Origin of the sequence: Arthrobacter sp. AFG20, assembly GCF_002892795.1 — a bacterium.
In the GTDB taxonomy this organism is placed as follows: domain Bacteria; phylum Actinomycetota; class Actinomycetes; order Actinomycetales; family Micrococcaceae; genus Arthrobacter.
Genome location: NZ_PJMC01000001.1, coordinates 1 through 26,615, shown reverse-complemented (window position 1 = coordinate 26,615; position 26,615 = coordinate 1). Strand labels below are relative to the sequence as shown.

Here is a 26,615-nt window from a genome sequence, read left to right as displayed (position 1 = left end):
AACCGAACAAATGCGAATGATTGGTAAAGCAGGAAAGGCGGCAGCAGTCGCTGCCATTGCGGCACTGGCGCTGACAGCCTGCGGCCGTTCCGACACCGGCACAACGGGCGCTGGCACTGCGGGCGGCGAGGCATTCCCCAAGGATTCCTCGATCGGCGTCGCACTTCCCCAGAAGACCAGTGAAAACTGGGTCCTGGCGGAGAAGCTGTTCAACGACGGCCTCAAGGAGGCGGGCTTCAAAGCGGACGTCCAGTTTGCCAACGGCGGCGTTTCGGAGCAGCAGAACCAGATCAGCGCCATGATCACCAAGGGCGCCAAGGTCATCGTCGTCGGCGCGATCGACGGCGCCCAGCTGGGTACCCAGCTGAAGCAGGCCAAGGACGCCGGCGCCACCATCATCGCCTACGACCGGCTGCTGCTGAACACGGAGAACGTGGACTACTACGTGGCCTACGACAACTTCAAGGTCGGCGAACTGCAGGGCAAGGCACTGCTGGAAGGCATGCAGGCCAAGAAGCCGCAGGGCCCCTACAACATCGAGCTCTTCGCCGGTTCCCCTGACGATGCCAACGCCAAGGTCTTCTTCGACGGCGCCATGAGCGTCCTGCAGCCGAAGATCGACGACGGCACGCTCAAGGTGGTCTCCGGACAGAAGTCCTTCGGACAGGCTGTGACCCAAGGCTGGAAGGCAGAAAACGCCCAGCGCCGTGCAGACACGCTCCTGACCGGCAGCTACGGCAGCGCTTCGCTGGACGGCGTCCTGTCCCCGAACGACACCCTGGCCCGTGCTGTCCTGACCGCGGTCAAGGGTGCCGGCAAGCCGACGCCAGTCATCACCGGCCAGGACTCCGAGGTTGAATCGGTCAAGTCCATCATGGCCGGCGAGCAGTACTCCACCATCAACAAGGACACCCGCAAGCTCGTTGAGCACGCGATCGTCATGGTCAAGGACATCCAGGCCGGCAAGAAGCCTGAGATCAACGACGACAAGTCCTACAACAACAAGGTCAAGACCGTTCCGGCCTACCTGCTGGAGCCGGTCATCGTAACCAAGGAAAACGTCAAGACGGCCTACGTGGACGATCCCGTACTCGGCCCGATCACCAAGTAACACCGAGACAGACGCCACAGAGCCCCGGCTCCCCCGCAAGTGACCAGTTCACTAGGGAGGGCCGGGGCTCTTGCGTTCACTTTCGCACCACAACACCACCATCATCGTGGTCACGCACGACCGCACGCTCGCCAACAAGACGGACCGCCGGTTCCGGCTGCAGCAGGGCAGGCTGACGGAGGAACCCGTCCGCGGCCGCGCTGCGGAGCCGGCGGCAGTCTAGGCAGGCTGTGGCAGCGGCGTAGCCAGAGCGTCGCAGATGGGACGGAAAGGTGGGGGCGGGCCGAAACCCTCCCTCACCTTTCGCAGGTATCGACCCGACCCTTCCTCACCTTTCGCCGGTTTTGACGCGACCCTTCCTCACTTCCCGCCGGTTTTGACCCAACGCTCCCGCACCCGGGTGAGAGGATGGCGTCATGACGTCGCCGATCGCCAAGCCGTGGCTCTTCAGCCAGTCCAACCAGGATCCCCTTGCCGCCACAGGCCGGCGTCTGCGCTGGGGTGTCATTGCCACCGGCCGTATCGCTTCCCTCGTGTCGCAGGACCTAGCGCTTCTGGAGGACGCGGAACTGTACGCCGTCAGCTCCCGTGCCCAGCACACAGCGGACGCTTTTGCAGCCGAGTTCGGCTTTGCCGTGGGGTACGGCGACGACGGCGGACGGCACGGCTATGAACGGCTCCTCGCCGACGACTCCGTGGATGTGGTCTACGTGGCCACGCCGCACGCGCAGCACCACCGCGTGGTGCTGGCTGCGCTGCGGGCGGGCAAGCATGTGCTCTGCGAAAAGGCGTTCACCATCAACGCCCGCGAAGCGTCCGAACTGATCGACGTAGCCGGCGAAAAGAAGCTGTTCCTGATGGAGGCCGTGTGGAGCCGCTTCCTGCCCAGCATGCAGAGGGTCTTCGAGATCGCACATTCCGGCGAGCTCGGAACCATCCAGTGGGTTACTGCGGACCTTGGCTTCCCAGCGCCCTACTCTCCCACCGCCCGGCTCTGGGCCATCCAGGACGGCGGCGGCGCTCTTCTGGACATCACCGTCTATCCGCTGCTGTGGGCCCTCGGCACCCTGGGTTTCCCGCAGACGGTCAGTGCGATGGGCACTTTGAACGACGACGGCGTGGACGCCCAGAATGCTCTCACGCTGGGTTACCACCACGGCGCCCAGGCACAGCTCACCTCGTCCCTGCTCGCCCATGGCCCCCGCGCGGCAACGGTTGCCGGCAGCCTGGGGTACCTGCAGACACTCGGCTCGATCAACAATCCCAAGAAACTGGTGGTGGGGATCGGGCAGGAGACACCGCGGACGGAACACTTCGAGGTGACGGGGCGGGGTTATACATACGAGCTTCGTGAGGTGACCCGGTGCGTCCAGCAGGGCCTCACCGAGAGCCCGGTCATGCCGCTGGAGGACTCGCTGAATACGATGCGGCTGTTCGACGGCGTGCGCGCCCAGCTCGGTGTCGCGTATCCGAACGATGCCCACTGAGGAGCCTTCCGGCCCTCCACTGAATCGAAAAAATTACCTTCCCGGGTCTGGACTCTCACTTCGGGGCAGGCTTAGTCTGTAGTCGATCGTCGATTCATTCGGTGAGGGGGTGGTAGGCATGACCATTGCAGCTTTGTCGTGGTCTGCACTGCACCCCTTGCGCCCGGTTCTTTTGGCTGGCGCCGCTGCTGCGGCCTGGCTGGCGGTATCCGCCCCGGCCGCCGACGCCGACAATTCAGACCTGACTGATTCGCTGGGCGGTAGCATTTCCTCGGCTGTCTCGTCCGTCGAAGGCAGTACGGACAGCGTGGCGGGAACCGTTGGCGCGCTGGTCTCGGCGAAAGCACATGAAACCGGCGCCGCTGCCCAGCCCACGCCGACTGTAGCTCCCCTCCCGCTTTCGGCCGTCGATCCGGCAGCCCTCCCGGCATCATTGCCGGCTTCGGTTGCGCCAGCGCCGGCCGAACAGCCTCCGGTTGTTGCGCCTCCACCCATGACTCCCGTTCCTTCCGCGCCAGCGGCACCCGTCGCCGTCGTTGCGCCGGTTGTGGCGTCCATTGTGGAGCCCGTTGACGCCGCTCTCGGTGGACTGCCTCCGGGCGAGGCGCTTCCTGATGACACCCTGGCCGGCGTTACCGGCCCCGTAGTCTCCGTTGCTGATGGGGCGCTGACAGACACGGCCCAAACTATCGTGAAGCCGGTGGCCGAGGCCGCTAAGCCAGTAGCCGAGCTCGTGGAACCAGTAACCGATGCCGTGAGCCCGGTGACTGATGCCCTCCCTGTCGAGCTTCCCGTCGAGACGGTCACCGACGTGCTCACCCAGGCACCCCCGCTGACGGCACCTGTCACTGCACCCGTCACGGACGTCGTGGCGGGCCTTGTCGCGGTTCCAGAACGGCTCCCCGTAGTTGACCTCGCCGGAACGAGGCAAATTGCCGCAAGTCCAGAGGCCCCGTTTGGCGCCGTCGCCGGCCCCCCTGTGGAGTCCGCGCTGCCTGTTCACCCGGCCGTCGGATCACCGGATCATTTCAGCCACCCTGTTGCGCCGAAAGCTGCCAACCCCACGGGCTCCACCCCAGAGGTCCCTGCCGGCGGAGACTCGCCATCCGGCGAAGACCGCACGCCATCACCGGAGGCGCTGCTTCCGGCCCCGGCCTCAGGCTCGGGAAACGGCACGTCATCCGGTGGCCCTTCCGCCTCGGCCGCCTGGCTGAACAGCCCCTTTGAATACCTGCCGCTCATGGGCTTTGTCCCTGTCAGCGGCCCCCTTCAGCATGTTCCTTCGCCGGTGGCCATCGACCCCGGCTCCTCTCCTGACTAGTTGGGCCCCTTCTGCCTCCCTGCGGCAGACACACGGCCAATCAGGTTGCCATGAGCACCTGACAACAACTTTTCAGGAGACATCACAATGCACCAGACACTTCGCAGGGGCCTATTAGGCACCCTCTTTGCCGGCGGGCTACTCGCCCTCGGCGCTACCGCGGCGAGCGCGGATACCACTGCCACGGCCGCGGTCAATATCGCGTCTGAAACCGCTTCAGCGGACCTAAATGCTTCGACGTCGCTGGGTCTGCTGGGTGGCCCAGCGCCGTCGAATTCTTCCGCGGTCAGCGTTAATGCCGACCTCAACCTCGGCACCTCGAACGGCAGCACTGCCGCCGTGGCACAGGCCGCCACCGCCCTGGTGGACGTCAATCTCGGTGGCACGACGACGGGTACCACCCCGGCTGCTCCTGCCGCTGACTCCACCGCACAGGTCGACGTCAACCTCGGTGGCACGACGACGGGTACCACCCCGGCTGCTCCCGCCGCTGACGCCACCGCACTGGTCGACGTCAATCTCGGTGGCACGATGACGGGTACCACCCCGGCTGCTCCCGCCGCTGACGCCACCGCCCTGGTGGACGTCAACCTCGGCAACACCACCGGCACCGGAACCGACACCGTGGTTCCCGCGGCCGACGCCACCGCCCTGGTCGACGTCAATCTCGGTGGCACGACGACAGGTACCACCCCGGCTGCTCCCGCCGCTGACGCCACCGCCCTGGTCGACGTCAACCTCGGCAACACCACCGGCACCGGAACCGACACCGTGGTTCCCGCGGCCGACGCCACCGCCCTGGTCGACGTCAACCTCGGCAACACCCAGGTGACAGGAACCGACACCACCGTTCCTGCCGCCGACGCCACCGCCCTTGTGGACGTCAATCTCGGCAACACCCAGGTGACAGGAACCGACACCACCGTTCCCGCCGCCGACGCCACCGCCCTGGTCGACGTCAACCTCGGCAACACCACCGGCACCGGAACGGGCACCACTGTTCCCACCGCCGATGTAGCAGCCGCACTCGACGTCAACCTCGGCAACACAGGTTCCTTGGGAAGTGGTGCTGAAGGCACCGTTGACCTCGGGCTCGGCACGGGAACTGATGCTGCATCCGTAGACCTGGGTGTTGACTTGGGCATCGGCCTTGGCGCAGGGACTGTGACGACGCCGCCCGCTGTTGATCCGGGTGATGGAACCGGCAATGGCTCCGATCCGGGCGACGGAACGGATGGAGCCGGAACCGGAACCGACGGCACGGCCACTGATGGAACCGCCACAGACGGAACCGAAACCGACAGTAATGGAACCGACAGTAATGGAACTGACAGTAATGCAACCGGCACCGACACGACCGGAACCGACGGTAGTGCAACCGGCACGGACACGGCCGGTGGAGCCGCAAATGGCACCGACAATGGCGCTGTGACCACGACAACTGGTGCTGCCATCCTGCCCGCCGGCTCGCTGACCACAGGCGCCTCGGCATCGGCAAGCCCCGCAAACGCAGCCACGGCCACCATGACCACCGCAAGGCAGACGCTCGCTAACACCGGAGCCGATGCTGGGTTGCTGCCACTCGCCCTGGTCCTGCTCGCGATCGGCGCGCTGCTGGTGATCCGCAGGAAGAAGGCCTAACAGTCCGGAACCTGTCCGGACAGGAATAAACCGCACTTCGTCGGCGGCCCGCATCACGGCAGTCCTCCGGACTACCGGATGCCGGGTCGCCGGCGAAGCCGCGCCCGCCCGCCGGGCACCCCGGCGCCCGGGAACCCGGGGCCGCTTCCCGGGCAATCAGCCAGCGGCATCAATTAGTAAGTAGACGTATTACTCTTAACACCGAGCCAGAACTGAGAAGGACGGCAACGTGTTGAAAGAAACGCACAGCGGGGTGGCAACGGATGTACTGGGCGGGCGCTACCTGCTGGGTGGGGTGATCGGACGCGGCGGCATGTCGTCGGTCTACACGGCCAAGGACCAGAACCTGGGCAGGGACGTGGCCCTGAAGCTCTTCGCCCCCCAGGCCGCAGATGCTGATGAACTCAAACGCCAGGAAGCCGAAATCCGGCTCCTGGCAACGCTGAACCATCCCAGCCTTGTCACGCTTTTCGACGCCGGCGTGGACACCCGCGTCCCGGACCAGCCCAGGCCCTTCCTCACCATGGAACTCGTGGACGGGCAGGACCTGCGCAGCCGCCTCCGGCATAGCCGCGTTCCGCTCGAGGAACTGTCCGTCATCGGCGCCGGGATCGCGGATGCCCTAGCCTACGTTCACGGGCTGGGCATCATCCACCGCGACATCAAACCCGCCAACATTCTCCTCATCCAGGTTCGCCCCGGCGAGCCGGTGCGCCCCAAACTGACGGACTTCGGCATCGCTCGGATCGTGGACGGGACCCGCCTCACGGCCACCGGCACCATGGTGGGCACGGCAGCCTATCTGAGCCCTGAGCAGGCGATGGGCTCCCCGCTCTCCCCCGCGTCAGACATCTATTCGCTCGGCCTCGTGCTGCTGGAATGCATCAAGGGCACTGTTGAGTATCCTGGCAGCGCGGTGGAATCGGCGGTGGCCCGGCTGCATCGGGCCCCGGAAATCCCTGCCGACCTGCCCACACAATGGCAGCACCTGCTGGCGTCCATGACCGCGCTGGAGCCGCTCGAGCGACCCTCCGCCGCGGATCTTGAAGTGGCTCTCCGGCACGCCCTCGTTTCGCCGGACTCCGCTCCCGGAAACCTGGCCGAGGAGCACACCCGCGTTCTCCCCACACTCCCGTCGCGGCCGCCGTCGGTTACTCCGCCGGGGTCGTTTGAGGCGTCCGGGCCTTCTGGGACGCAGTCCACCGCCAAGACAACGGCCACGACACCGGCCAAGTCAGCTACTCCCGGCCGCAGCAGCCGCGCGGCCGGGACGAAGCGCCGGAGCCGCCGGTTTCGCATTGGTGCCGCCCTTGCGGCGGCGGCCCTGCTTGGCGGAGCAGCCGCCGTGACAGTGGCTGCCAACTCAGCTGTAACGCCCGACGTCGTTCCTTACCCCAGCGTGAGCGGCACCTTGGGTGACCATCTCGTGGAGCTGCAAAGGAGCGTTGAACCATGAGCCCTAGCAGGGCACCGGCCGTGTGGCGCCGGGCGATGACCGTCCTCACCGGGTGCACGTTGGCGGCCGGACTGGCAGGCTGCGCCGGCGCCGCCCCGGAGCTTGAGTCAACCGCTTCGGCACAGCTTCAGCAGCGCGTCCTCGAAGTCACCAAGTCCGCGGCAGGTAGCAACCCCGCCGCCGCGCTGAAGTCCCTGGACCGGCTGACCTCTGAGCTGGACGCTGCGGCGGCTGCCGGACAGGTTTCCTTCAAACGCCACCGGAGCATCACGGCGGCCATCCACTCCGTGCGGGCCGACCTTACGGCCGCGCAGGCAGCCAAAAAGGCAGCGGCGGACGCGGCCGCCCGGGCGGCCGCGGCGAAGGCCGCGGCATCCGCGGAACTCTCGCCGACGACTGAGCCCGCAGTGGTGGTCCCGGCTCCCGCCCCCGCCCCGGCTCCTGCGAACAGCGGACGGCAGGAAAAATCCGGCAAGGGCAGCTCGGAGGGGAACAAGGACAAGGGGTCGGGCAAGAACAAGGACTAGTCCCCGCCGGGAACCAGCCCTTGTTCTTACTCGATCAGAAAGCTTCTCCACCCATCAGGAAGATCCTTACCCCGTCAGGAAGAAGCTGCGGGGAACCGCTCCCACGCCCGGTGTGCGGCCAGCAGCTCCTGGATCCGCGGAACCACCTGCCCGGCGCTGTCGCCCAGCACCACGCCCGCCGCATCGTCCGGGATGCTGGCCGCATCCACACCCGCGGAGCCGGATCCCCACGCCCCGATGGCCTTGGCGTGGCGGAAGGCCTCTGACAGCAGCAGCACGATGCGCGGATCAAGCGACGCACCGGGATCGCCGGCCTTCGCGTCCAGCCCCTGTTCGGCGTCATCCGCCGGCGCGCCGGATCCTGCCACGATGACCGCGTCGAACTCGGTGGAGCGGGCCGTGAGATAAGTCCGCTGAACCGGGATCCCGCCGTCGGCCTCTCCCCCGAGCGTCCCCCCGGACGGTGCGATCACCAGCGGCACGATACCGGCGTCGTCGAGCGCCTTTCGGGCATCCCGGACAGCCTCCAGATCACTGGACTCGTCCGCCACGATTCCGACGACGCGGCCGGCCACCGGCCAGGTTTTTCCCAGCTGAGACACGGCCGGGCTGGGCTGGGCGTCCGGCACGTCCTCGGTGGCCTCAGGGGCGGGCATGCCCAGCCCGCGGGCTACTGCGGCGCACAGCGAGGCATCGATGTTGGCCAGCGCGAGCAGCTGGCGCTCACGGACCGGCTTTTCGTAGCACTTGCCCAGTTCGAAAGTGTAGGCCTGGATCACGTGGTCCTGCTCCACGGGCGTGAGGCTCCGGAAAAACAGCCGCGGCTGGCTGTAGTGGTCGTCAAAGGAAGCGGGGTTCTTCCGCTGCTTGATCGCTTCGGCCACCGCTTCCGGGACATCCACGAACGCCCCAAGGTCTGCCCCGGCCTTGAACGGGCAGCCACCGTCTAGGGAATTGGGCCGGTAGGGCGCCACCCCGGCGTGGACGGCGGTCTGGTGCATGCCGTCGCGCAGCATGTCGTTCACCGGAGCCTGGGGACGGTTAATGGGGATCTGCGCGAAGTTCGGCCCGCCCAGCCGCGAAATCTGCGTGTCCAGGTAGGAGAACAGCCTGACCTGCAGCAGCGGGTCGTTGGTGACGTCGATGCCCGGGACGAGGTGCCCCGGGTGGAAGGCCACCTGCTCCGTTTCGGCGAAGTAGTTGACCGGGTTGGCGTTGAGCGTCATCAGGCCGATCGGCTGCACCGGGGCGAGCTCCTCAGGCACAAACTTTGTGGGGTCAAGCAGGTCGATGCCCTCGAACATCTGGTCTTCGGTGTCGGGGAAGGTCTGGATGCCCAGCTCCCACTCCGGGTAGGCACCGGCCTCGATCGCATCGGCCAGGTCCCGCCGGTGGAAGTCCGGATCCATGCCGTTGATGATCTGGGCCTCCTCCCAGACCAGGGAGTGCACGCCCTGCTTGGGCTTCCAGTGGAACTTGACGAGCGTCGTGGCGCCCGCGGCGTCAACCAGGCGGAAGGTGTGGACGCCGAAGCCTTCCATGGTCCGGTAGGAACGCGGAATACCACGGTCAGACATGTTCCACATGGTGTGCGCCTGCGCCTCGGTGTGCAGGGACACGAAGTCCCAGAACGTGTCGTGGGCACTCTGGGCCTGGGGGATCTCGCGGTCCGGATGCGGCTTTGCGGCGTGCACGATGTCCGGGAACTTAATTCCGTCCTGGATGAAGAACACGGGAATGTTGTTGCCCACCAGGTCGTAGGTTCCCTCGTCCGTGTAGAACTTGGTGGAGAAACCCCGAGTGTCGCGGACGGTGTCTGCGGAGCCGCGCGAGCCCAGGACGGTGGAGAACCTGACGAACACGGGCGTCTCCACGTCCTTGGCGAGGAAGCCCGCGCGGGTGATGTTGGCGGCGGTGCCGTACGAACGGAAGACGCCGTGGGCACCCGCGCCCCGGGCGTGCACCACGCGCTCCGGAATCCTCTCGTGGTCGAAGTGGGTGATCTTCTCCCGGAGGTGGTGGTCCTGAAGCAGAATCGGACCCCGAGGCCCCGCTTTCAGCGAATGGTCTGTGTCCGCCAGTCGGAGCCCCTGTGCGGTGGTCAGGTACTGCCCGGATTGCGACCGGGAGTGCTCCGGCGCCCCCGTGGGGCTGCCGGTCGGAGACACCGCTTCCGGCCCCTGCTGGTCGGGCTTGGGCGGCAGCGGTTCCCGCGGGGTGGTGGGTTCGACGACGGCGGGTTGCTCGCTTGCCGGGGCTCCCGGGATGTTGATAGCTGGTTCTTCAGGCACAGAGACGATCCTTTCCGAAGCGGCGGCCTAGCCGGGCTCGGCCTCGGCGCTGGGCACCTGGCCGAAAGATAAGCCTGCTTAGTACCCTACGAAAACGCGTGGCCTTCCACAAACGCGGGCCGTCATTTGGGCCTGCCTGAGCTTCATAGTCAGCAGCCTTAGTTTCTCTCTTCAAATGCCGACTGCTTCCCGCTACGTTGGAGGTGTTCCATCCGAACAAGGGCAATCAGAACCACGGGCGGCCATCCGCCCGTACGCCGAAGGAGTGAACCAAGCATGGCAACTGTCCAGGAATCGATCACTGTCGATGTCCCCGTACGCCAGGCCTACAACCAATGGACCCAGTTTGAGGATTTCCCCAATTTCATGAGCGGCGTCGACGCCGTCCGTCAGCTCGACGACACCACTGTTCATTTCGAAACCAGCATCGCCGGTGTGAAGCGCGAGTACGACGCCCAGATCACCGTTCAGGAGCCGGACCAACGGGTCACCTGGGAGAGCCTGAACGAGCCCCGCAATGCCGGCACTGTCTGGTTCGAGTCCCTGGGTGCCAACGAAACCAAGGTGAACGTCGAGCTGACGTGGGAGCCCGAATCCGCGATGGAGAAGCTCGGTGCGGCCACCGGACTGGATTCCCGGCAGGTCGCCTCGGACCTGAGGAAGTTCAAGAAATTCATCGAGGAGCGCGACACGGAAACGGGCGCCTGGCGTGAAAGCGTCAGCGGTGGCGAGGTGGAAGGTGATGCGGGTTCGACGGCGGCAGGCACGGGAGGCGGCATGGGTGCCGGCCTGGGGGCTGGAACCGGAGCCGGAGGGTCCAGCACGGCAACGGGTGCCGGGACGACGGGTGCCGGCGTAGGAGCCGGAGCGGCCGGCGTCGGCATGGGGACTACAGCGGCCGGAGGCAACGGCGACCCGGGCGCGAGCACCGGCTACTCCGAGGGGGCCGGTATGGACGCGGTCCCGGGCCGCAGCTACGAATCAGGCGACGCCTACGACGCCTCGGCAACCGAGCGGCCAGTCAGTACCGACCCTGACATGGCGGTCGACGCCCCGTACGGCGACGACGACACAGGCGAGCCGCGGAACGAAACCCGGCACACGGACACGCGCCGCGACGACATTCCCGACCGGTAGGACGCACTCCCCTGCCGGCAGTCCCGGCAAGCAAAGAAGCGCCCCGCCACTCACATGAGTGGCGGGGCGCTTCACTGCTCAGCTCTGCGACTCAGCCGAGAGCCAGAGAATCAGCTCAGGCTGGCAACGATCTTGTTGAGCGTCGCGGACGGCCGCATCACGGCGGCAGCCTTCTCGGCGTCCGGGTGGTAGTAGCCGCCGATGTCCGCCGGCTGGCCCTGGACGCCCAGGAGTTCGGAAACGATGGCCTCCTCGTTGGAGGTCAGCGCGTCGGCGACCGATGCGAAGGAGGCTGCCAGCTCGGCGTCCTCGGTCTGCTTGGCGAGTTCCTGCGCCCAGTACTGCGCCAGGTAGTAGTGGCTGCCCCGGTTGTCGAGTTCGCCGGCCTTGCGGCTCGGGGACTTGTTCTCGAGCAGGAAGGTGCCGGTGGCGCGGTCCAGGGTGTCGGCCAGGACCTGCGCGCGGGCGTTGTCCGTGGTGTTGGCCAGGTGTTCGAAGCTGACGGCCAGTGCCAGGAATTCACCCAGGCTGTCCCAGCGCAGGTGGTTTTCCTTCAGCAGCTGCTGGACGTGCTTCGGAGCGGAGCCCCCGGCCCCGGTCTCGAAGAGGCCGCCGCCGTTGATCAGCGGAACGATGGACAGCATCTTGGCACTGGTGCCCAGTTCCAGGATCGGGAAGAGGTCCGTGAGGTAGTCACGGAGCACGTTGCCGGTGACGGAGATGGTGTCCTCGCCCTTACGGATGCGCTCCAGGGTGAAGGCGGTGGCCTTCACCGGGGACAGGATCTCGATCTGCAGGCCCTCGGTGTCGTGCTCCTGCAGGTATTCGCGGACCTTCTCGATGAGCTTGGCGTCGTGCGCCCGGGTCTCGTCCAGCCAGAACACAGCGGGGGTCTGGGACGCGCGGGCGCGGTTCACTGCCAGCTTCACCCAGTCGCGGATGGGCAGGTCCTTGGTCTGGCAGGCGCGCCAGATGTCGCCCGGGGCAACGTCGTGTTCGATCAGGACCGTGCCGGAGCCGTCGACAACCTGGATTTTGCCGGGGACCTGGGCCTCGAAGGTCTTGTCGTGGCTGCCGTATTCCTCGGCGGCCTGGGCCATGAGGCCGACGTTCGGGACGGTGCCCATGGTGGTGGGGTCGAAGGCGCCGTTGGCGCGGCAGTCGTCGAGGACAACCTGGTAGATGCCGGCGTAGGAGCTGTCCGGGAGGACTGCCAGGGTGTCGGCTTCCTGGCCGTCCGGGCCCCACATGTGGCCGGAGCTGCGGATCATGGCGGGCATGGAGGCGTCCACGATGACGTCGCTGGGGACGTGCAGGTTGGTGATGCCCTTGTCGGAGTCGACCATGGCGATCGCGGGGCCTTCTTCGAGGCCCTTCTTGATGGCGGCTTGGACGCCTTCGCGGACGTCCTCGGGCAGCTCGTCCAGTCCGTTGAGGATGGAGGCAAGGCCGTTGTTGGGGCTGAGTCCGGCCGCGGTGAGCTGCTTGCCGTAGGTGTCGAACAGCTCGGCGAAGTAAGCCTTGACCACGTGGCCGAAGATGATGGGGTCGGAGACCTTCATCATGGTGGCCTTCAGGTGTGCGGAGAAAAGCACGCCTTCTTCCTTGGCACGGGCTACCTGTGCTGCCAGGAATTCGTCCAGGGCGGCGGCGCGCATCACGGTGCCGTCGATGACTTCGCCGGCGAGGACCGGGAAGGCCTTCTTCAGGACCTTGACCGTGCCGTCCTCGCGGACCAGCTGGATTTCGATGGTGCCGTCGGCGGGGACCACCACGGACTTCTCGTTGGAGCGGAAGTCGTTGGCGTCCATGTGGGCCACGTTGGTCTTGGACTCGGGGGTCCAGGCACCCATGGAGTGCGGGTTCTGGCGGGCGTAGTTCTTGACCGACAGCGGTGCGCGGCGGTCTGAGTTGCCTTCACGCAGGACCGGGTTCACGGCGGAGCCCTTGATCTTGTCGTAACGGGACCGGATGGCGGTCTCTTCGTCGGACGTCGGGTTGTCCGGGTAGTCCGGCAGCTTGTAGCCCTGGGACTGAAGCTCGGCGACGGCGGCCTTCAGCTGCGGCACGGATGCGCTGATGTTGGGCAGCTTGATGATGTTGGCTTCCGGCTTCTTCGCCAGTTCGCCGAGTTCAGCCAGGGCGTCGCCGATCTGCTGCTCTGCAGTGAGGTAATCGCCGAAGACGGCGATGATGCGGCCGGCCAGCGAAATGTCGCGGGTCTCCACCTGCACACCTGCCGTGGACGCGAACGCCTCAATGATCGGCAGGAACGAATATGTGGCCAGCATCGGCGCTTCGTCGGTGTGGGTATAGATAATTTTGGCCATGCTCGGGCGTCTCCCTGAAGGTCGGCTTGTATCTGGTATTCCGGTCTATTTCACCAACCTTTAACTTACCCGAGGTGAACCGGTTGAACCTTACCCAGGCTGCCGGATGCCCTTGGATTACCCCGCTCCTGTGTCATTCGCCACACTATCCATTGTGCCCGGCGCGGTGGGGCTCTAATCTTTCTCTCATAAAGGAACACCGCTTCGGCGGCTGAACTGAGTTGGAACCCCCTTGCGGCGGGGGCAGATCACCCTATCTGGCAAGAAGACTGGAATCGTTAGTAAGCGAGCTTGTCATCCCCGGGTAGGTCAATCAGTCACCCGGCGTGCCTCCCGGGCCCGCCCCACCTGATAGGTAGGACCGCAAATGACGAGCAAAAAGACTCTGGCTGGCAGCCTTTTGAGCCTCTCCACGGGCCTGCTGCTGGTAGTTAGCGCCATCGGCGGCGCTACAGCATCTTCTGCAACGTCGCAGGATTCAACCCAGCTGCAGGTTGCAAGCACCCCCGTGTCCAGCCAGCAGGGCTACTGGACGCCCGAGCGCATGCGCGCCGCCCTTCCCGGCGATGTGCTGGCCGTCAAGGCCGTGGCAAGGCACGAAAACCAAGGCTCCTCGCCTTCGGCTGCCGTGGCGACGGGAGCGCCAACGAGAATCGCCGGCACCGCCGCGCAGACCACGCTAACCACAGCCCTGCACGCAGATGAAAAACCGGTGCCGCACATCGGCAAAGTCTTCTTCACCCTCGCCGGAATCAACTACGTCTGCTCCGGCAACTCAGTCGCCGCCCAGAACAAGAGCCTCGTGGCCACCGCCGGCCACTGTGTTAATCAGGGGCCGGGCGCCTTCGCCACCAACTGGGTGTTTGTTCCCGGCTACGACAATGGCCTGTCCCCGTATGGTCAATGGCCGGCCCGGTCGCTGCACGCGGCACGGAACTGGACCTCCGGCGGCGATATCCGGTACGACACCGGCTTCGCCGTGGTGGCCCGGGTGGGTGGCAAGACGCTGGCCGACAGGGTGGGTGCCTCCGGTGTGGAGTTCAGCCAGCCCCGGGGGCTGACATACAAGTCTTATGGGTACCCGGCCGCGGCCCCGTTCACCGGCAAGGCCCTGGTCAGCTGCACAGGCACGGCAAAGAACGACACGATCAACCCCCAGTTCAACTCCCAGGGCATTTCCTGTGACATGACGGGCGGTTCCTCGGGCGGCCCATGGTTTGCCCGGGGCGGCACGGACGCTGCAAACTCAGCCAACGGCTTCCAGAACTCGGTCAACAGCTACGGGTACGGAACGAGTTCCACCATGATGTTCGGGCCGTTCTGGGGCTCGACCATCATGAAGGTCTACGACAGTGCGCAGCGGAAGTAAGGATGACGCGGGCAGCGCTGACGACGCTGCGGTAAGCCACAGCGTCAGCCAGGCGCCCGAGGAGATCCTGGCCTACTGGACGCCGGAAAGGATGGCCGAAGCGGTCCCCCGGGACATCCGGTTGCCGGCTCAGGAGGAAACGGAAGAAAGCTAAAGCAAGTTAAAGCCCGACGGCGGCCGTCCCCTTAAGGGGGCAGCCGCCGTCGGGCTTTAACTCTTTTAGTGGAAGAAGTGGCGGGCGCCGGTGAAGTACATGGTGATGCCCGCAGCATTGGCGGCGGCGACGACTTCCTCGTCACGGACCGAGCCGCCCGGCTGCACCACAGCCCGCACGCCGGCGTCGATCAGGATCTGCAGCCCGTCGGCGAACGGGAAGAACGCGTCGGAGGCAGCCACCGCGCCGCGGGCACGGGCGGGAGCGCCGCTCGCGTCGGCGTTGGAAGCCCCGCCGGCACCCTCGACGTCGGACGCAACCTGAACGCCCAGCGTGTTGGCCCGCTCAACGGCGAGCTTGCAGGAGTCCAGGCGGTTGACCTGGCCCATGCCGATGCCCACCGCGGCGCCGTTGGAGGCGAGCAGGATCGCGTTGGACTTGGCCGCGCGGCAGGCGGTCCAGGCGAAGGCGAGGTCGGCCAGTGTAGCGTCGTCGGCTGCTTCGCCGGCGGCAAGCGTCCAGTTGGCGGGGTTGTCGCCGTCGGCGTCCACCTTGTCGGTGACCTGCACCAGGACACCGCCGGACACCTGCCGGATTTCCGCCGGGTAGCGGCCGTAGCCCTCCGGGAGGGACAGCAGACGGATGTTCTTCTTCTTGGAGAGGATCTCCACAGCCTCGGGCTCGAAGCCGGGGGCGATGACCACCTCGGTGAAGATGCCGGCCACGGTCTGGGCCATGCCGGCGGTGACCGTGCGGTTGGCCGCGATGACGCCGCCGAACGCGGAGACGGGGTCGCAGGCGTGGGCCTTGGCGTGGGCATCGGCGATGGGATCGGCCGCGTCGGCAGAGGCCACGGCCACACCGCAGGGGTTGGCGTGCTTGATGATGGCCACGGCGGGCTCGGCGAAGTCGTAGGCGGCGCGGAGTGCTGCGTCGGCGTCGACGAAGTTGTTGTAGCTCATGGCCTTGCCGTGGATCTGGTCGGCCTGGGCGATGCCTGCCGGGGCTGCCTTGTCCACATAGAGTGCGGCCTGCTGGTGCGGGTTCTCGCCGTAGCGAAGCACCTCGGAGCGTTCCAGGGCGAGGCCGGCGTAGGCGGGCCAGTCGATGACGCCGTCGCCGTCCTCGTCGAGGAACTGGCTGGCGGTCCAGGTGGCCACAGCGGTGTCGTAGGTGGCGGTGTGCGCGAACGCCTTTGCGGCGAGCCGGCGGCGGGTCTTGAGGTCGAAACCGCCCTCGGTGGCGGCGCGGACCACGTCGCCGTAGAACGCCGGGTCCACCACAATGGCGACGGCGGCGTGGTTCTTAGCGGCGGAGCGCACCATGGCGGGTCCTCCGATGTCGATCTGCTCCACGACGTCGTCCTGCGCGGCACCGGACTTGACCGTCTCCACGAACGGGTAGAGGTTCACCACGACGAGGTCGAAGGCCTCGATCTCCATCTTTGCGAGGGTTTCCATGTGGGCGGGGACGCGGCGGTCGGCGAGGATGCCGCCGTGGACGCGCGGGTGCAGGGTCTTGACCCGGCCGTCGAGCATCTCGGGGGAACCGGTGACCTCTTCGACTTCCTGGACCGGGATGCCGGCCGCGGCGATCTTCTTGGCGGTCGAGCCGGTGGAAACAATCTTGACGCCTGCTGCGTGCAGGCCCTTGGCGAGCTCCTCCAGACCGGTCTTGTCGTATACCGAGATCAGGGCCCGGCGGATGGGAACACGGTCAAGCTGCGTGAAGCTCACAAAAGTCTCCGTCTTTATCTCGCGGTTGATGTGCCGCGGTTGGTGGGGATACGGCCCAGTTTATCGTGTCGGCGGGCCCCCGGCTGCTGGCGGCCCCCGTGTGAAGGCCTGGCTGTTCCCGGCGCGAGGGCTCGCCCTTCCGGGCGTTCCCGGTCAGGCGTCCCGGGGCGTTCCGCAACGTAAGGTTTAAGCAGGAGGCCGAGATGAATATTTACACCGCTGTGCCCAGCGGCGAGCAGGTAGTCCAGGAATTGCCGTGGCGCTGGAAAGTGCAGGGCCGCATCTTCGTGATCGGCGGCCTGGGGTTCATGTTCGACGCCTGGGACGTCACCCTCAACGGCATTCTCATTCCGCTGCTGTCCACCCACTGGAGCCTCACGCCGGGCGAGGCAGGCTGGATCGGCACGGCCAACCTCATCGGCATGGCCCTGGGTGCCTTCATCTGGGGCACCATCGCTGACACCATCGGGCGCAGGAAGGCCTTCACGGCCACGCTGCTGATCTTCTCGCTCTTCACGGTGCTCGGCGCCTTCTCCCCCGACTTCCTCTGGTTCTGTGTGTTCCGCTTCATGGCCGGGTTCGGCCTGGGCGGCTGCATTCCCGTGGACTATGCGCTGGTGGGCGAGTTCACGCCCCGAAGGCAGCGCGGCAGGGTGCTCACCGCGATGGACGGCTGGTGGCCCGTGGGTGCTGCGCTCTGCGGCTTCGTCTCTGCCTGGCTCGTCGCCGCTTTTGCCGACTGGCGCCTGACGATGCTCGTCATGGTGCTGCCGGCCCTGCTGGTGTTCTGGGTGCGGCGCAGCGTTCCCGAGTCGCCGCTGTTCCTGATCCGCACGGGACGCCGTGAAGAAGCCGCCCGGGTGATCGACGGCCTGGTCGAGGCCACCGGGGCCGAGCCCCGGGCCTACAGCCTGCCCGAGCCGCAGGCTGTCCCGCGGTTTTCCGCCGGCAGCGCGTGGCAGCAGCTGCGCGGGGTCTGGCAGTTCAACTGGAAGATCACCACCGCCGCATGGGCGCTGTTCATGAGCATCCTGCTGGTCTACTACCTGTCCCTGACCTGGATGCCGCGGATCCTGATCGGCGCGGGGTTCGCCGAGTACAAGGCGTTCCTGACGACGGCGGGGATGGCCGCCGTCGGACTTCTGGGCGTGATCGCGGCAGCGCTGCTCGTGGAGCGCGTGGGCCGCAAGTGGCTGCTGGCTATTACCGGGCCGCTGTCCGCGCTGACCCTGGTGGTGGTGGCCTTCGTGGTGGATGTGCCCACGGCTGCCGTGTTCTGGCTGCTGGTGTTCGGGTTCGTGGTGCAGGTGGCCATCCCGGTGCTCTACGCCTACGTTTCCGAGCTGTACCCCACGGAGCTGCGGGGCAGCGGCTTCGGCTGGGCGTCGACGTTCTCGCGGCTGGGCGCAGGCTTCGGCCCACTCATTTTTGCGAATTACTTCTGGCCGCAGCTGGGGCTGGCCACCTCGTTCGCCCTCGCCGGCGGGCTGGTGGTCCTGTCGGTGCTGTGGATGGCGTTCTTCTCCCCCGAAACCCGCCAGCGCCGCCTCGAATAGCCCTCTCCCCGGTTCCCCCGCACCCAACTAACTCGCAGTTAGTGTCGTTTTGACGGCTCAAAACGACACTAAATGCGAGCTATTTGGGTGTGCGCGCGGCGGCGTACTCGGCCGCGAGGGAAGCCAGGGTGGAGACCAGGAGCCGCCGCTCCACCACCTTGATCCGTTCGTGCAGGGTTTCCTCGGTGTCGGCGTCCTCGATGGCCACAGCCTCCTGGGCGATGATGGGTCCGGTGTCCACGCCGGCGTCGGCCCAGTGCACGGTGCAGCCGGTGACCTTCACACCGTAGGCCATCGCGTCGCGGACGCCGTGGGCGCCCGGGAAGGATGGCAGCAGGGCGGGGTGCGTGTTGAGGTATTTACCCTCGAACGCGTCGATGAACTGGGGGCTCACGATCCGCATGAAGCCGGACGACACCACCACGTCCGGCTGGTACGCGGCCACGGCTTCCGTCAGCGCGGCGTTCCACTCCTTGCGGTCCGGGTAGGCCTTGAAGTCCACCACGAACGTGTCGATCCCGGCCGCAGCAGAGCGCTCCACGCCGTAGGTTCCAAGGCGGTCCGCGCCCACCGCGGCGATCTCAACATCCAGGTCCCCGGCCTGAACGGCGTCGATGACGGCCTGGAGGTTGGAACCGGTTCCGGAGACGAGGACTACTATGCGCATTGCTCAAGCTTAGGCGGCTGCTCGCGTAGGCTGGAAAACATGAACCCCACTCCGGGCCCCCAGGGGCCGCAGCGGACCGCGCGTCCGCTCAGCGAGGAGGCCAAAGCCTCGCTCCAGAAGACGCACACGCTGTTCCGCATGTTCATTGTGGCCGTGCTGGGCGCCTTCTTCGTGTTCCAGCTGGACATCGCCTACCTCTGGCTCACGGCCCTTCTGACGGCGGCGGGCATCGCGCTGGGGATCATCGTGCTCATCCGGGCCATCCGGTTCAAGGAATCCAAACTGGTGCTGTTCGGCACCATCTCCGGCCTGGTGGTTTCGGCCGTGCTGGTTCTCCTGGTCCTGACCTCGGCACTGTTCTTCAACCAGGTCCGCGACTTCCAGCAGTGCTCCCGCCAGGCGCTGACCAGCAAGGCAAGCACGGAGTGCCGGGTCCAGCTGGAGAAGTCGCTGCCCGGACCGCTTCAGCAGCCCGTCCGCTAGCGCCGCCCCTGCATCAGCCCCGCGAGCAACCGGCCCCGGCCGGGCTGCCCGGCCGGCTATTTGCTGTTGGGTGCAGTCCCCAGCTCGGCGTCCCGCAGTTGCTGGCGTTCCAGCCACGGTCCCGCCGCATACCCAATTACGACGCCGATGCCGACTTCCGCCGTCAGCCAGACTGCCGTCCACAGCGGGTCCGGGCCGATGTCCGTCAGGCGGCCGATGCCGGCCGAGCCCCGCGCAAGCCAGGCGAGGGCCGCGGCCAGAACGCCGGCAACAGCCCCGACGATGAGGGCCAGGAACAGCGTGGACGCCGCGGCGGTCAGCCAGCGGACGGGGAGCTTGATGGACAGCCACTCGTCGAAGTGATTTTCCCCCTCGCGCAGGAACCACCAGCCGGCCAGGACCCCGGCGAGCACGGGAACCACCAGCGCCACCGGTCCGAAGTCGAGGGGTCCGGAAGGGATCGCAGCAAAAACCGGAATGGTGGGCAGCGGTCCGACGGCGGTCCCCAGCGGACCCACCTGCGAGCCGGCTCCCAGCGCGAAACCGGAGCCGCTCAGCCACGCGAGTGCGAATACTGCCAGGTTGGGCAGGAAGCCGAGCTGCGCGATGGTGAGGGCCGCGCCTCCGACGGGTCCGGCGTCGAGCGCTTCGTAAACCGCCACCACAAGGTTCCAGTGGATGAGAAGATCCACGGCCAGGAGCGCCGAGGAAATGGCGAGCGCCGCGACAACAGCCACGAAGCCTGCCTTGGCGGCGGAAGCCAGATACGACCCCGCCCACCGCGAATGCTGGCTGGTGCGGGCGATCCAGTCCACGGCGTCGACGCCGATCAGGCGGCTCCATGAACCGGCCTCCCGCCGGGCGCCGATCACCATGCCGAGGCCGAACGGAACCAGCGGCAGGAGCCCGGCCCACCACAGAAAAACCTCCACATCCTCGGTCCGGCAGATGAACCCCGTGGCGATGCCAAAACCCGCATAGGCCAGCCACGAGCCGAGCAGCGCCTGCCACAACTGGTCCGTATACGACGCCCGGGCCAGGCGCCTGCCCGCCCGCCAGGCCAGCAGGAACGGGATGAGGGTCAGGCCCAGCGGAAGCAGCGACAGTGTGCCGGTCTCGGGCCTGGCGGCAGCACCCTCCCCCACCGCGGTGAGGTAGAGGGGCACCCCGTGGATGACCAGCCAGGCCTGGCCGGCGAGCCGCGCCAGGGCATCGGGGCCGCTGTTTCCGAAACCCGAGGTGGCCCAAACCGCAACGATGGGTGCGATGACCAGCAGTGCGGAAATCATCGCCGCCTGCGCGGACTCGAGCCCGCCCTGCAGCCACAGGGGCATGGGGAGGCCACGGTCTCCGGTCTGGTCAGCGCGCAGTTTCATCGCCTCCCATCGTGCCATGCGAGGCCGGGCACGCCTGTTTTCGACAGGCTCAAGAGCGCGAGAAGTCGGACGAGACTCGGCTGGGACCAGTACGGGCAAGTCTCACCGCGAGCGCTTTTTCAGAGGGCCGGACGTAAAATTAGCTTGTCCGCATTCAGTGGTTGGAGGCAGAAAATGACTACCGCATCCCCACATGCACACGGCGTTCACTTTGGCAGGACTGACGTCCAGAACGCTGGCATGGGTGTAGGTATTGTCTTGATGGTGGTCGGTGTACTTGGGTTCATTCCGGGCATCACCGCACGGTATGGCGAACTGATGTTCCTTGGGCCTGATTCGCACGCCATGTTCCTCGGCCTGTTCCAGGTATCCATGCTGCTCAACATCGTGCAGCTGGTTATTGGCGCAACCGGCTGGGCCATGTCCCGCGGTGAGATGGGCGCGCGGAGGTTCCTCATGGGCGCCGGTGCGCTGTACATCGTCCTCAGCATCTACGGGCTCAGTGTCGGAGTAGATTCGGCGGCCAACTTCCTGTCGCTGAATATGCTGGATAACTGGACGCACATGGTGCTTGGCGTGCTGATGATTGCCTGTGGCTGGATGTTTGCACGGCAGCATTCGGTCGAGGACAGGAGATAGCCCGGACCGCGAACGCCGGGAACTAGGAGCCGCGAATGAGTAGATATCTAATCTGAGTATTCGTACTACCGGTTGGTGCAGGCGGCCACGCAGAGTCGTGGGCGACTGCACCAACTTTGTGTCCGGCAGGGGCAGCGAGATGGTTTCCGGGGTCGCTACTTAAACCGCATCACGGCGTAGGGCTCACTGGGCAGATGTCCCGCAGTCCACGGCTCCTCAGTCGGTTCGCTCCGGACTTCGCCGCGCCCGTCGCGCAGGACGGCCAGCACTGTTCCCGCAATGGCCAGGACGGCAATTGCGGCCAGCAGCACAAGGACGACGACTATGGATCCAGACATCCTATTAGCACCTTCTGCCTCCATTTTATTGCGGTTCAGCGGGCCCGATCATGCGCAGGTGCTTTTTTCCTCTGGACGGAACCGGGCGCCGGGCATATTCTGGTCTTCCATTGCGCTGGGGGGTGATTCGAATGGGCAACAGCTTGCGCCTTCACAAGGCTGCGGTCGTGCGTGCCCTCCTGTTGCCCGTTCTCCTCGCCTTGGCCTGGATTGTCTGGAGCGCGGCATCCGCCGGGGCGGCCTCCGGGGACAACGACTCGTTTGGCTCTGGTTCCCTGAATTCCGGTTCCCTTAGCGCCGGTTCCCTCGCCGCAGCTCCAGTCGCTACCATCGCGCAGTCGGCAGTGTCTGCTCCGCTGGCTTCCCCCGTCTCCCAGATTGTCCCGGCCCGCAAGCTGTTGCCGGTGGTTCCTGCACTGCCGGCGGCACCCGGCCTCCCGGCTGCAGTCACCAAGCCTGTGTCGGGTGTCGTCGGCACAGTGGCGGGCACGGTGGGCGCCGTGGTCAACGGGGCATCGACGGCGGTTTCCACAGTGACCACCGCGACGGCACCCGTGCTCGACAAGGCGGACAGCCTGATAACAACCGCAAGAGACATCGTTTCGTCGGTGCCGCATCTGCCTGCAGCGCCTGCTGTGCCCGGCATTCCTTCGCTACCGCGTCCTTCAGTGCCTGTCCCGTCAGTGCCGGTCCCTTCGCTGCCGATTCCTTCAGTGCCCGTTCCTTCGCTGCCGGTTCCCTCAGTGCCGGTTCCCTCAGTGCCAGTTCCCTCACTGCCGGCGCCGGAACTGCCCGCAGTTCCCGTACCCGGGGTAACGCCGACGACGCCGGTTCCCCACGCCGGGGGGAAGTCACAAGATCTTGCTGCGCCGCCACAGGCCGCTTCGCCTTCGGCAGTTGGGCCGAGGACCACCGCTCCGAGGGCACGAGGCAGTGCGGGGTCGGCAATATCGGTGGAAATTGCAGTCCAGGCCATGCGGGCCCCAGCCGCCGGGCTGCCGCTCGCCGGCACAGGCCTCTCGCTGGCCGAGCTTCACATGACTACGCCCCAGGTACGTGAACTGGCCGGCGCCAGGCCCGCTGCCCACAAACCGCACCTCGATGCACGGCCCGGCGACGGCTATCTTCAATCCTTTGCCGTGAGCGAGGGAACGTCAGGGAACTCCTCCACGGGTTCCGAAGGCTCTGGCGCCCAGGCCGCCGAAGTGGCGGGAGATTGGGACCGGACGCCCCTGTTTGCCGGCGTCCGTGTGTTCGATGCTGCCCAGCACCTTCCCTCCAGTCCAGCCTTCGATCCGGGGTGTTCCCCCGACTGAATAGGTCAGCTCTGCCCGTATTCCGGGCAGAAAAGACCACCTGCGCAACCCTGCGCAAGGACCATCAGTTCAGTCAGGAGAACATGTCATGTCTACGCACGCCCCGCTGTCTGCTGCCCCCCGCCCGTCCCGTCCGCAGTCCGGACCCGCTAGCGGCCGGATCGGCAACTGGCCCGACCCCATGTCCGGCCGGATCGGAAACTGGCCCGACCCCATGCGCGGCCGGATCGGCAACTGGCCCGACCCCATGTCCGGCCTCATCGGCAACTGGCCGGACCCGATGCAGCAGGGACGCTAAAGCCGTCCCAGCGAAGCTGGAGCACGGTCCGGCATTGGGCCCGGACCGGAGTATGCCAACCAGGAAAGTGTCGCCGTGCGCGGCGCGGCGACACTTTCCTTCGTCACTGATCAGTCCGCCGACTCAGGGGCGGAGCGGCCGCCGTCTGGATTCTGCCTTGTTCCGGCGTCGTCCTGCGGCGCTGGCTCAGCGTCCTGGGCGGCAACCTCATCTCCGGAAGCGGGCTTCTGTAAAGCAGGTTCGGCAGCAGTATTCGCGCTCGTGGCCTGCTGCCCACTTGCGGGCACACGTTCTGTAAGCGCACTGGCTGTAGGCAGCACGCCTTCTTTCGCAGCACCCTCTGTGGGTGCACCGGCTACGGGAGAGCCCGTTTCCGCGGTGCCGTCCGCGGCTGGGTCGCCGACGGCTGCGGCCGGGTTCTGGTTCTTGACCGAGCCGGGCTTGGCACGGCCGGGAAAGTAGCTGATGACCCGCGCCAGCTCCCGGCCCAAGACAGTGCCCTCGACGACGTCGGGGGGCAGTGCCTCCTGCTCAGCCTTCCTGGCCGCCTCCAATGCCTGGCGGCCTGCTTCCGTGATGGAAACCTCGTTGTGGCGCCTGTCCAGAGAACTGGACGCACGAGCCACCAGACCTGCCTCCTCAAGCCGCGACAGGACCCGGCCAATGGACTGACTGCGGACCTTGATGTCGGCGGCCAACTGTTCCTGGTTCAGCGGCCCGGCAAGGAGGCCCTGCAGCGCTATGACTGCGGCGTGGGTGAGGCCGAGTTCGGCCAGCGCCTGGTCCTGCCTGCGCTGGACGAGCCTGGCGGCCATGGACAGCAGCTGGTGAGGCCCCCACTGCTCCGCGTCAGGATTCGGGACCATCGGTTTAAACCTTCTTTCCCCTTTGAGCCCGTGCTGGCGACGTGGCCAGCCCACAATGCCTGCAACGCCGGGGCCGGTGCCCGGCCCCGGCGGGAGGCAAGTTAGCGGCGGGTGTCCTCTACGCCGTCGGCCTCAATGCGCTCCTTGCGGACTTGTTCATCCACGGTCACCGAGTCCGTGACAGTTTCGGTGTCCAGCCTGACCCGCTCAACGGGCACAGTTTCCTTGTCCACCACCGGACGCTCCTCGTGAAGCACCACTTCGTGTTCTGCCTCGCTGATGTCCGGGCCGCCCAGCGCCTCACCCCTGTTTACTTCGGTGATCGGTTCTCGCTCCAGCCGCACTTCCTCGCGCTGGACGGGAACGGTCTGGGTCACGTTTTCGGTCACCACGTACTTGCGCAAACGCGCCCGGCCGGCAGCCTGCCTTTCCGTGCCGACATTCACGCGTTCCTCCGAGCGAGTCATGGCGTCACCGTCGGCCAGTCCGGACGTGTCACTGCCCGCCCTCTCATCCGCCGCGCTGTACGTGCCGCCACCGCTACCGGCAGCGAATCCCGCATCCCGCTCTGTGGCGGCAAGGCCGGCCGCGGACCGGTCAGCCGTCCGGCCGGAGTCGGCGGTATGCCCGTTCGCAGCCTCGGCGTAAGTTACCGTTCCGTTCAGCTGGTAGTGCTCGTAGAGCCGGTCCTCTTCGGCCGGGTCCAGGTGTCCCTCCGCCTCCACGCGCGGGGCGTCCTTCACCTGCTCCTTGGTGTACGGGACGACGATGTCAGCTCCATCAACCCGTGCGCCTTCGAGGGGAATGAAGGATTCGGAGGTACCGAATAGGCCTGTCCGTGCCGTTACCCAGGTAGGCTGCCCATTGTCATCGTCCGCATACACCTGTCCGACGGAACCGATCTTGCCTCCGTCGGTCGAGAGGATGTTTCCGTTCTTGTTCAGCAGGTCGTCGATGTGTTCCTTGGCGAGCATTCTGTCTCCTTGAATGTTGACTTCTTGTCCACTTTTGGCTGTTCACGTTTAACCGGCAACGGCAGAGCGACGCTACACGGCGCGCTATCGCCGCGAAAGAGCAGCGACTGGCGCGCGTGGCGGCATCCGCCGTCGCGCCGAGGCAGATAATTCGACCTCGCACCTATACCCTAAGCATGCTTACTATCCGATTGGCAAGCCTACTTAGCTTTTTTCTCGACGCCGGAGTCGGGGGCGCGTCGCAATTCCGCGCCATTCCGCTGCACTCCCCCGCTTAACGCCAGGGCGGCAGAAGTAAAGGTGGGAAAAAATGCCAAGCGTGCTTACTATTTATTAGTAAACATGCTTACCATTGCATGCCAGCAACGCTGGTTCCTGTACAGCAACTGACCCTTTCGGAAAGAGAGAGCGAAGATGACTGAGAACCAATGGCCGCAGGATGAAGACCTCACCAATCTCCCGGCCACACAGAATTCGGGTTACGGCGCCGGCACCACCGGATACGACGCAACTGGCGCGGGCACCACTGGCTACACCGGCAGCCCGGTCTACCAGGATGATGCGTCCTCGAAGAAGGACGTGGCGAAGGATGAGGCCGCTAACGTCGCCGGCGAGACTAAAGTCGCCGCCAAGAACGTTGCCGGGACGGCCAAGACCGAGGCGAAGAACGTCGCGTACGAGGCGAAGAACAGCGCCAAGGACCTGCTGCACCAGGCAAAATCCGACCTCACCAGCCAGGCCGGCACGCAGCAGACCAAGGCCGCCGAAGGCATCCGCAGCATCTCCTCGCAGCTCCGCTCCATGGCCGACGCACCGGACCAGCAGGGCGTGGCCTCGGACCTGATCCGGCAGGCCGCAGACCGCTCCGAATCGGTCGCATCCTGGCTGGACAACCGCGATCCGGGCTCACTGCTGGACGAAGTGAAGTCCTTCGCCCGCCAGCGTCCCGGCACCTTCCTGCTCCTCGCCGCAGGCGCGGGCATGCTCGCCGGCCGCCTGGGCCGCAGCCTGCAGGCCGGAGCCCCCGACACAGGAACCGGCGCAGGATACGCGGGCACCGTTCCGCCCTACCCCGTCCAGCCGCCGGTCACTGAAAGCAGCCTTGACGCCGGCGTCGGCACACCGCTCTATGACCAGGCCGGACTGGGAGAGCCCGCCTACACCCAGCCGGCCTACGGCGAGCCGACTTACGGGGAACCCGCCACCGGTCAGCCCGCCTACGGCGAACCAGCCTACGGCGAACCAGGCGTCGGAGAGCCTGCCGCCGGCCAGCCCGTCTACGGCGAACCCGCCTACGGCGAACCGGGCGTCGCAGAACCTGCCATCGGTGAGCCGGGTTACGGCGAGCCAGGGTACGGGGAGCCGAGGCGCCGGGATACTGACGATACCGAGGGTGGAGGTCGTCCCCTGTGAGCAGCCAGATACCTGATACCCCTCCCACGGAGGCGCACGCCAAGGCCGACACCACCTCCCTCGGTGACCTCCTCGGCGAGGTCACCCGGGACCTATCCACCCTGATCCGGCAGGAAATCGAACTCGCCA

23 protein-coding genes and 2 pseudogenes are annotated in these 26,615 nt (G+C 66.4%); 17 read left to right on the top strand and 8 right to left on the bottom strand.

Going from position 1 to position 26,615, the window contains the following annotated elements:
• Positions 1-10: 10 nt before the first annotated feature.
• The 7 genes and pseudogenes from CXZ05_RS00120 to CXZ05_RS00090 all read left to right on the top strand — a co-directional run bounded on the left by CXZ05_RS00120 (position 11) and on the right by CXZ05_RS00090 (position 7,543).
• Positions 11-1,111, top strand: coding sequence for a sugar-binding protein (locus tag CXZ05_RS00120; RefSeq protein ID WP_102970605.1), 1,101 nt, complete (start codon positions 11-13; stop codon positions 1,109-1,111).
• A gap of 67 nt (positions 1,112-1,178) precedes the next feature.
• Positions 1,179-1,334 (top strand): annotated as a pseudogene (locus CXZ05_RS00115) (ABC transporter ATP-binding protein); the annotation flags it as partial.
• 193 nt (positions 1,335-1,527) lie between these two features.
• A complete protein-coding gene (locus CXZ05_RS00110; RefSeq protein ID WP_102970604.1) occupies positions 1,528-2,598 on the top strand; it encodes a Gfo/Idh/MocA family protein in 1,071 nt (356 codons plus the stop codon).
• A gap of 118 nt (positions 2,599-2,716) precedes the next feature.
• Positions 2,717-3,919 carry a hypothetical protein gene (locus tag CXZ05_RS00105; RefSeq protein WP_146033022.1) on the top strand — a complete coding sequence of 401 codons (1,203 nt, stop codon included), beginning with the start codon at positions 2,717-2,719 and terminating at the stop codon, positions 3,917-3,919.
• Between the two features lie 87 nt (positions 3,920-4,006).
• The gene (locus CXZ05_RS22700) at positions 4,007-5,560 is read left to right on the top strand and encodes a hypothetical protein (protein ID WP_146033021.1); all 1,554 of its coding nucleotides are present in this window, start codon (positions 4,007-4,009) and stop codon (positions 5,558-5,560) included.
• A 229-nt stretch (positions 5,561-5,789) separates the two neighbouring features.
• Positions 5,790-7,016: a serine/threonine-protein kinase gene (locus CXZ05_RS00095; protein ID WP_102970601.1), complete on the top strand. Its 1,227-nt coding sequence runs from the start codon at positions 5,790-5,792 to the stop codon at positions 7,014-7,016.
• Positions 7,013-7,543, top strand: coding sequence for a mucin-associated surface protein (locus CXZ05_RS00090; RefSeq protein ID WP_258006382.1), 531 nt, complete (start codon positions 7,013-7,015; stop codon positions 7,541-7,543). Before CXZ05_RS00095 ends, CXZ05_RS00090 begins: the two co-directional genes overlap by 4 nt.
• Positions 7,544-7,617: 74 nt before the next feature.
• Here CXZ05_RS00090 and CXZ05_RS00085 read toward each other — a convergent pair whose 3' ends face one another.
• Complete coding sequence (locus tag CXZ05_RS00085) at positions 7,618-9,834, bottom strand: catalase (RefSeq protein WP_102970600.1); 2,217 nt, start codon at positions 9,832-9,834, stop codon at positions 7,618-7,620.
• Between the two features lie 276 nt (positions 9,835-10,110).
• Here CXZ05_RS00085 and CXZ05_RS00080 point away from each other — a divergent pair, with 276 nt between their 5' ends.
• Positions 10,111-10,971 (top strand): SRPBCC family protein, encoded by an 861-nt coding sequence (locus tag CXZ05_RS00080; RefSeq protein ID WP_102970599.1) that lies wholly within the window; start codon positions 10,111-10,113, stop codon positions 10,969-10,971.
• A gap of 110 nt (positions 10,972-11,081) precedes the next feature.
• On the opposite strand, the gene CXZ05_RS00075 is transcribed toward CXZ05_RS00080, so the two are convergent.
• Complete coding sequence (locus tag CXZ05_RS00075) at positions 11,082-13,301, bottom strand: NADP-dependent isocitrate dehydrogenase (RefSeq protein ID WP_102970598.1); 2,220 nt, start codon at positions 13,299-13,301, stop codon at positions 11,082-11,084.
• A 367-nt stretch (positions 13,302-13,668) separates the two neighbouring features.
• Here CXZ05_RS00075 and CXZ05_RS00070 point away from each other — a divergent pair, with 367 nt between their 5' ends.
• Together CXZ05_RS00070 and CXZ05_RS22920 are read left to right on the top strand one after the other, a co-directional pair.
• Positions 13,669-14,670 carry a serine protease gene (locus CXZ05_RS00070; RefSeq protein ID WP_102970597.1) on the top strand — a complete coding sequence of 334 codons (1,002 nt, stop codon included), beginning with the start codon at positions 13,669-13,671 and terminating at the stop codon, positions 14,668-14,670.
• On the top strand, positions 14,654-14,824 hold the full coding sequence (locus CXZ05_RS22920) for a hypothetical protein (protein WP_180987203.1): 171 nt from the start codon (positions 14,654-14,656) through the stop codon (positions 14,822-14,824). The genes CXZ05_RS00070 and CXZ05_RS22920 overlap by 17 nt, the downstream gene beginning before the upstream one ends.
• Before the next feature lie 65 nt (positions 14,825-14,889).
• Here the strand turns inward: CXZ05_RS22920 and purH are convergent, their stop codons facing one another.
• Positions 14,890-16,560 carry a bifunctional phosphoribosylaminoimidazolecarboxamide formyltransferase/IMP cyclohydrolase gene (gene purH / locus CXZ05_RS00065; protein ID WP_102970596.1) on the bottom strand — a complete coding sequence of 557 codons (1,671 nt, stop codon included), beginning with the start codon at positions 16,558-16,560 and terminating at the stop codon, positions 14,890-14,892.
• 203 nt (positions 16,561-16,763) lie between these two features.
• Here purH and CXZ05_RS00060 point away from each other — a divergent pair, with 203 nt between their 5' ends.
• On the top strand, positions 16,764-18,116 hold the full coding sequence (locus tag CXZ05_RS00060; protein WP_102970595.1) for an MFS transporter: 1,353 nt from the start codon (positions 16,764-16,766) through the stop codon (positions 18,114-18,116).
• 79 nt (positions 18,117-18,195) lie between these two features.
• On the opposite strand, the gene purN is transcribed toward CXZ05_RS00060, so the two are convergent.
• Complete coding sequence (gene purN, locus CXZ05_RS00055) at positions 18,196-18,783, bottom strand: phosphoribosylglycinamide formyltransferase (protein ID WP_102970594.1); 588 nt, start codon at positions 18,781-18,783, stop codon at positions 18,196-18,198.
• Positions 18,784-18,822: 39 nt separating this feature from the next.
• Between purN and CXZ05_RS00050 the strand changes: the two genes are divergently transcribed.
• Positions 18,823-19,266, top strand: coding sequence for a hypothetical protein (locus tag CXZ05_RS00050; RefSeq protein WP_102970593.1), 444 nt, complete (start codon positions 18,823-18,825; stop codon positions 19,264-19,266).
• Positions 19,267-19,322: 56 nt separating this feature from the next.
• On the opposite strand, the gene CXZ05_RS00045 is transcribed toward CXZ05_RS00050, so the two are convergent.
• On the bottom strand, positions 19,323-20,642 hold the full coding sequence (locus CXZ05_RS00045) for a DUF6350 family protein (protein ID WP_102970592.1): 1,320 nt from the start codon (positions 20,640-20,642) through the stop codon (positions 19,323-19,325).
• A 174-nt stretch (positions 20,643-20,816) separates the two neighbouring features.
• Between CXZ05_RS00045 and CXZ05_RS00040 the strand changes: the two genes are divergently transcribed.
• Complete coding sequence (locus CXZ05_RS00040) at positions 20,817-21,281, top strand: DUF4383 domain-containing protein (protein ID WP_102970591.1); 465 nt, start codon at positions 20,817-20,819, stop codon at positions 21,279-21,281.
• 155 nt (positions 21,282-21,436) lie between these two features.
• Here CXZ05_RS00040 and CXZ05_RS00035 read toward each other — a convergent pair whose 3' ends face one another.
• Positions 21,437-21,619: a hypothetical protein gene (locus tag CXZ05_RS00035; protein WP_102970590.1), complete on the bottom strand. Its 183-nt coding sequence runs from the start codon at positions 21,617-21,619 to the stop codon at positions 21,437-21,439.
• 974 nt (positions 21,620-22,593) lie between these two features.
• Between CXZ05_RS00035 and CXZ05_RS00025 the strand changes: the two genes are divergently transcribed.
• Positions 22,594-22,935 (top strand): hypothetical protein, encoded by a 342-nt coding sequence (locus CXZ05_RS00025; RefSeq protein ID WP_180987202.1) that lies wholly within the window; start codon positions 22,594-22,596, stop codon positions 22,933-22,935.
• Between the two features lie 88 nt (positions 22,936-23,023).
• A complete protein-coding gene (locus tag CXZ05_RS00020; RefSeq protein ID WP_102970587.1) occupies positions 23,024-23,233 on the top strand; it encodes a hypothetical protein in 210 nt (69 codons plus the stop codon).
• A gap of 110 nt (positions 23,234-23,343) precedes the next feature.
• Here the strand turns inward: CXZ05_RS00020 and CXZ05_RS00015 are convergent, their stop codons facing one another.
• Together CXZ05_RS00015 and CXZ05_RS00010 are read right to left on the bottom strand one after the other, a co-directional pair.
• Positions 23,344-24,099 carry a MarR family winged helix-turn-helix transcriptional regulator gene (locus tag CXZ05_RS00015; protein ID WP_102970586.1) on the bottom strand — a complete coding sequence of 252 codons (756 nt, stop codon included), beginning with the start codon at positions 24,097-24,099 and terminating at the stop codon, positions 23,344-23,346.
• A gap of 101 nt (positions 24,100-24,200) precedes the next feature.
• The gene (locus CXZ05_RS00010; protein WP_102970585.1) at positions 24,201-25,073 is read right to left on the bottom strand and encodes a PRC and DUF2382 domain-containing protein; all 873 of its coding nucleotides are present in this window, start codon (positions 25,071-25,073) and stop codon (positions 24,201-24,203) included.
• A 1,214-nt stretch (positions 25,074-26,287) separates the two neighbouring features.
• Between CXZ05_RS00010 and CXZ05_RS23625 the strand changes: the two are divergent.
• A pseudogene (locus CXZ05_RS23625) lies at positions 26,288-26,404 on the top strand (hypothetical protein); the annotation flags it as partial.
• Positions 26,405-26,482: 78 nt separating this feature from the next.
• Positions 26,483-26,615: phage holin family protein (locus tag CXZ05_RS23305; protein ID WP_146033020.1), on the top strand; the 133-nt coding region annotated here is incomplete at its 3' end.

What these genes read in the sequence shown, in the direction of transcription:
- CXZ05_RS22700 (WP_146033021.1), top strand. Translation starts at nt 4,007, where the DNA reads ATGCACCAGACACTTCGCAGGGGCCTATTAGGCACCCTCTTTGCCGGC.
- CXZ05_RS00070 (WP_102970597.1), top strand. Translation starts at nt 13,669, where the DNA reads ATGACGAGCAAAAAGACTCTGGCTGGCAGCCTTTTGAGCCTCTCCACG.
- CXZ05_RS00105 (WP_146033022.1), top strand. Translation starts at nt 2,717, where the DNA reads ATGACCATTGCAGCTTTGTCGTGGTCTGCACTGCACCCCTTGCGCCCG.
- CXZ05_RS00080 (WP_102970599.1), top strand. Translation starts at nt 10,111, where the DNA reads ATGGCAACTGTCCAGGAATCGATCACTGTCGATGTCCCCGTACGCCAG.
- CXZ05_RS00090 (WP_258006382.1), top strand. Translation starts at nt 7,013, where the DNA reads ATGAGCCCTAGCAGGGCACCGGCCGTGTGGCGCCGGGCGATGACCGTC.
- CXZ05_RS00045 (WP_102970592.1), bottom strand. Translation starts at nt 20,642, where the DNA reads ATGAAACTGCGCGCTGACCAGACCGGAGACCGTGGCCTCCCCATGCCC.
- CXZ05_RS00020 (WP_102970587.1), top strand. Translation starts at nt 23,024, where the DNA reads ATGTCTACGCACGCCCCGCTGTCTGCTGCCCCCCGCCCGTCCCGTCCG.
- CXZ05_RS00040 (WP_102970591.1), top strand. Translation starts at nt 20,817, where the DNA reads ATGACTACCGCATCCCCACATGCACACGGCGTTCACTTTGGCAGGACT.
- CXZ05_RS00010 (WP_102970585.1), bottom strand. Translation starts at nt 25,073, where the DNA reads ATGCTCGCCAAGGAACACATCGACGACCTGCTGAACAAGAACGGAAAC.
- CXZ05_RS00060 (WP_102970595.1), top strand. Translation starts at nt 16,764, where the DNA reads ATGAATATTTACACCGCTGTGCCCAGCGGCGAGCAGGTAGTCCAGGAA.
- CXZ05_RS00120 (WP_102970605.1), top strand. Translation starts at nt 11, where the DNA reads ATGCGAATGATTGGTAAAGCAGGAAAGGCGGCAGCAGTCGCTGCCATT.
- CXZ05_RS00110 (WP_102970604.1), top strand. Translation starts at nt 1,528, where the DNA reads ATGACGTCGCCGATCGCCAAGCCGTGGCTCTTCAGCCAGTCCAACCAG.
- CXZ05_RS00025 (WP_180987202.1), top strand. Translation starts at nt 22,594, where the DNA reads ATGCGGGCCCCAGCCGCCGGGCTGCCGCTCGCCGGCACAGGCCTCTCG.
- CXZ05_RS00035 (WP_102970590.1), bottom strand. Translation starts at nt 21,619, where the DNA reads ATGTCTGGATCCATAGTCGTCGTCCTTGTGCTGCTGGCCGCAATTGCC.
- CXZ05_RS00075 (WP_102970598.1), bottom strand. Translation starts at nt 13,301, where the DNA reads ATGGCCAAAATTATCTATACCCACACCGACGAAGCGCCGATGCTGGCC.
- CXZ05_RS00015 (WP_102970586.1), bottom strand. Translation starts at nt 24,099, where the DNA reads ATGGTCCCGAATCCTGACGCGGAGCAGTGGGGGCCTCACCAGCTGCTG.
- purN (WP_102970594.1), bottom strand. Translation starts at nt 18,783, where the DNA reads ATGCGCATAGTAGTCCTCGTCTCCGGAACCGGTTCCAACCTCCAGGCC.
- CXZ05_RS00050 (WP_102970593.1), top strand. Translation starts at nt 18,823, where the DNA reads ATGAACCCCACTCCGGGCCCCCAGGGGCCGCAGCGGACCGCGCGTCCG.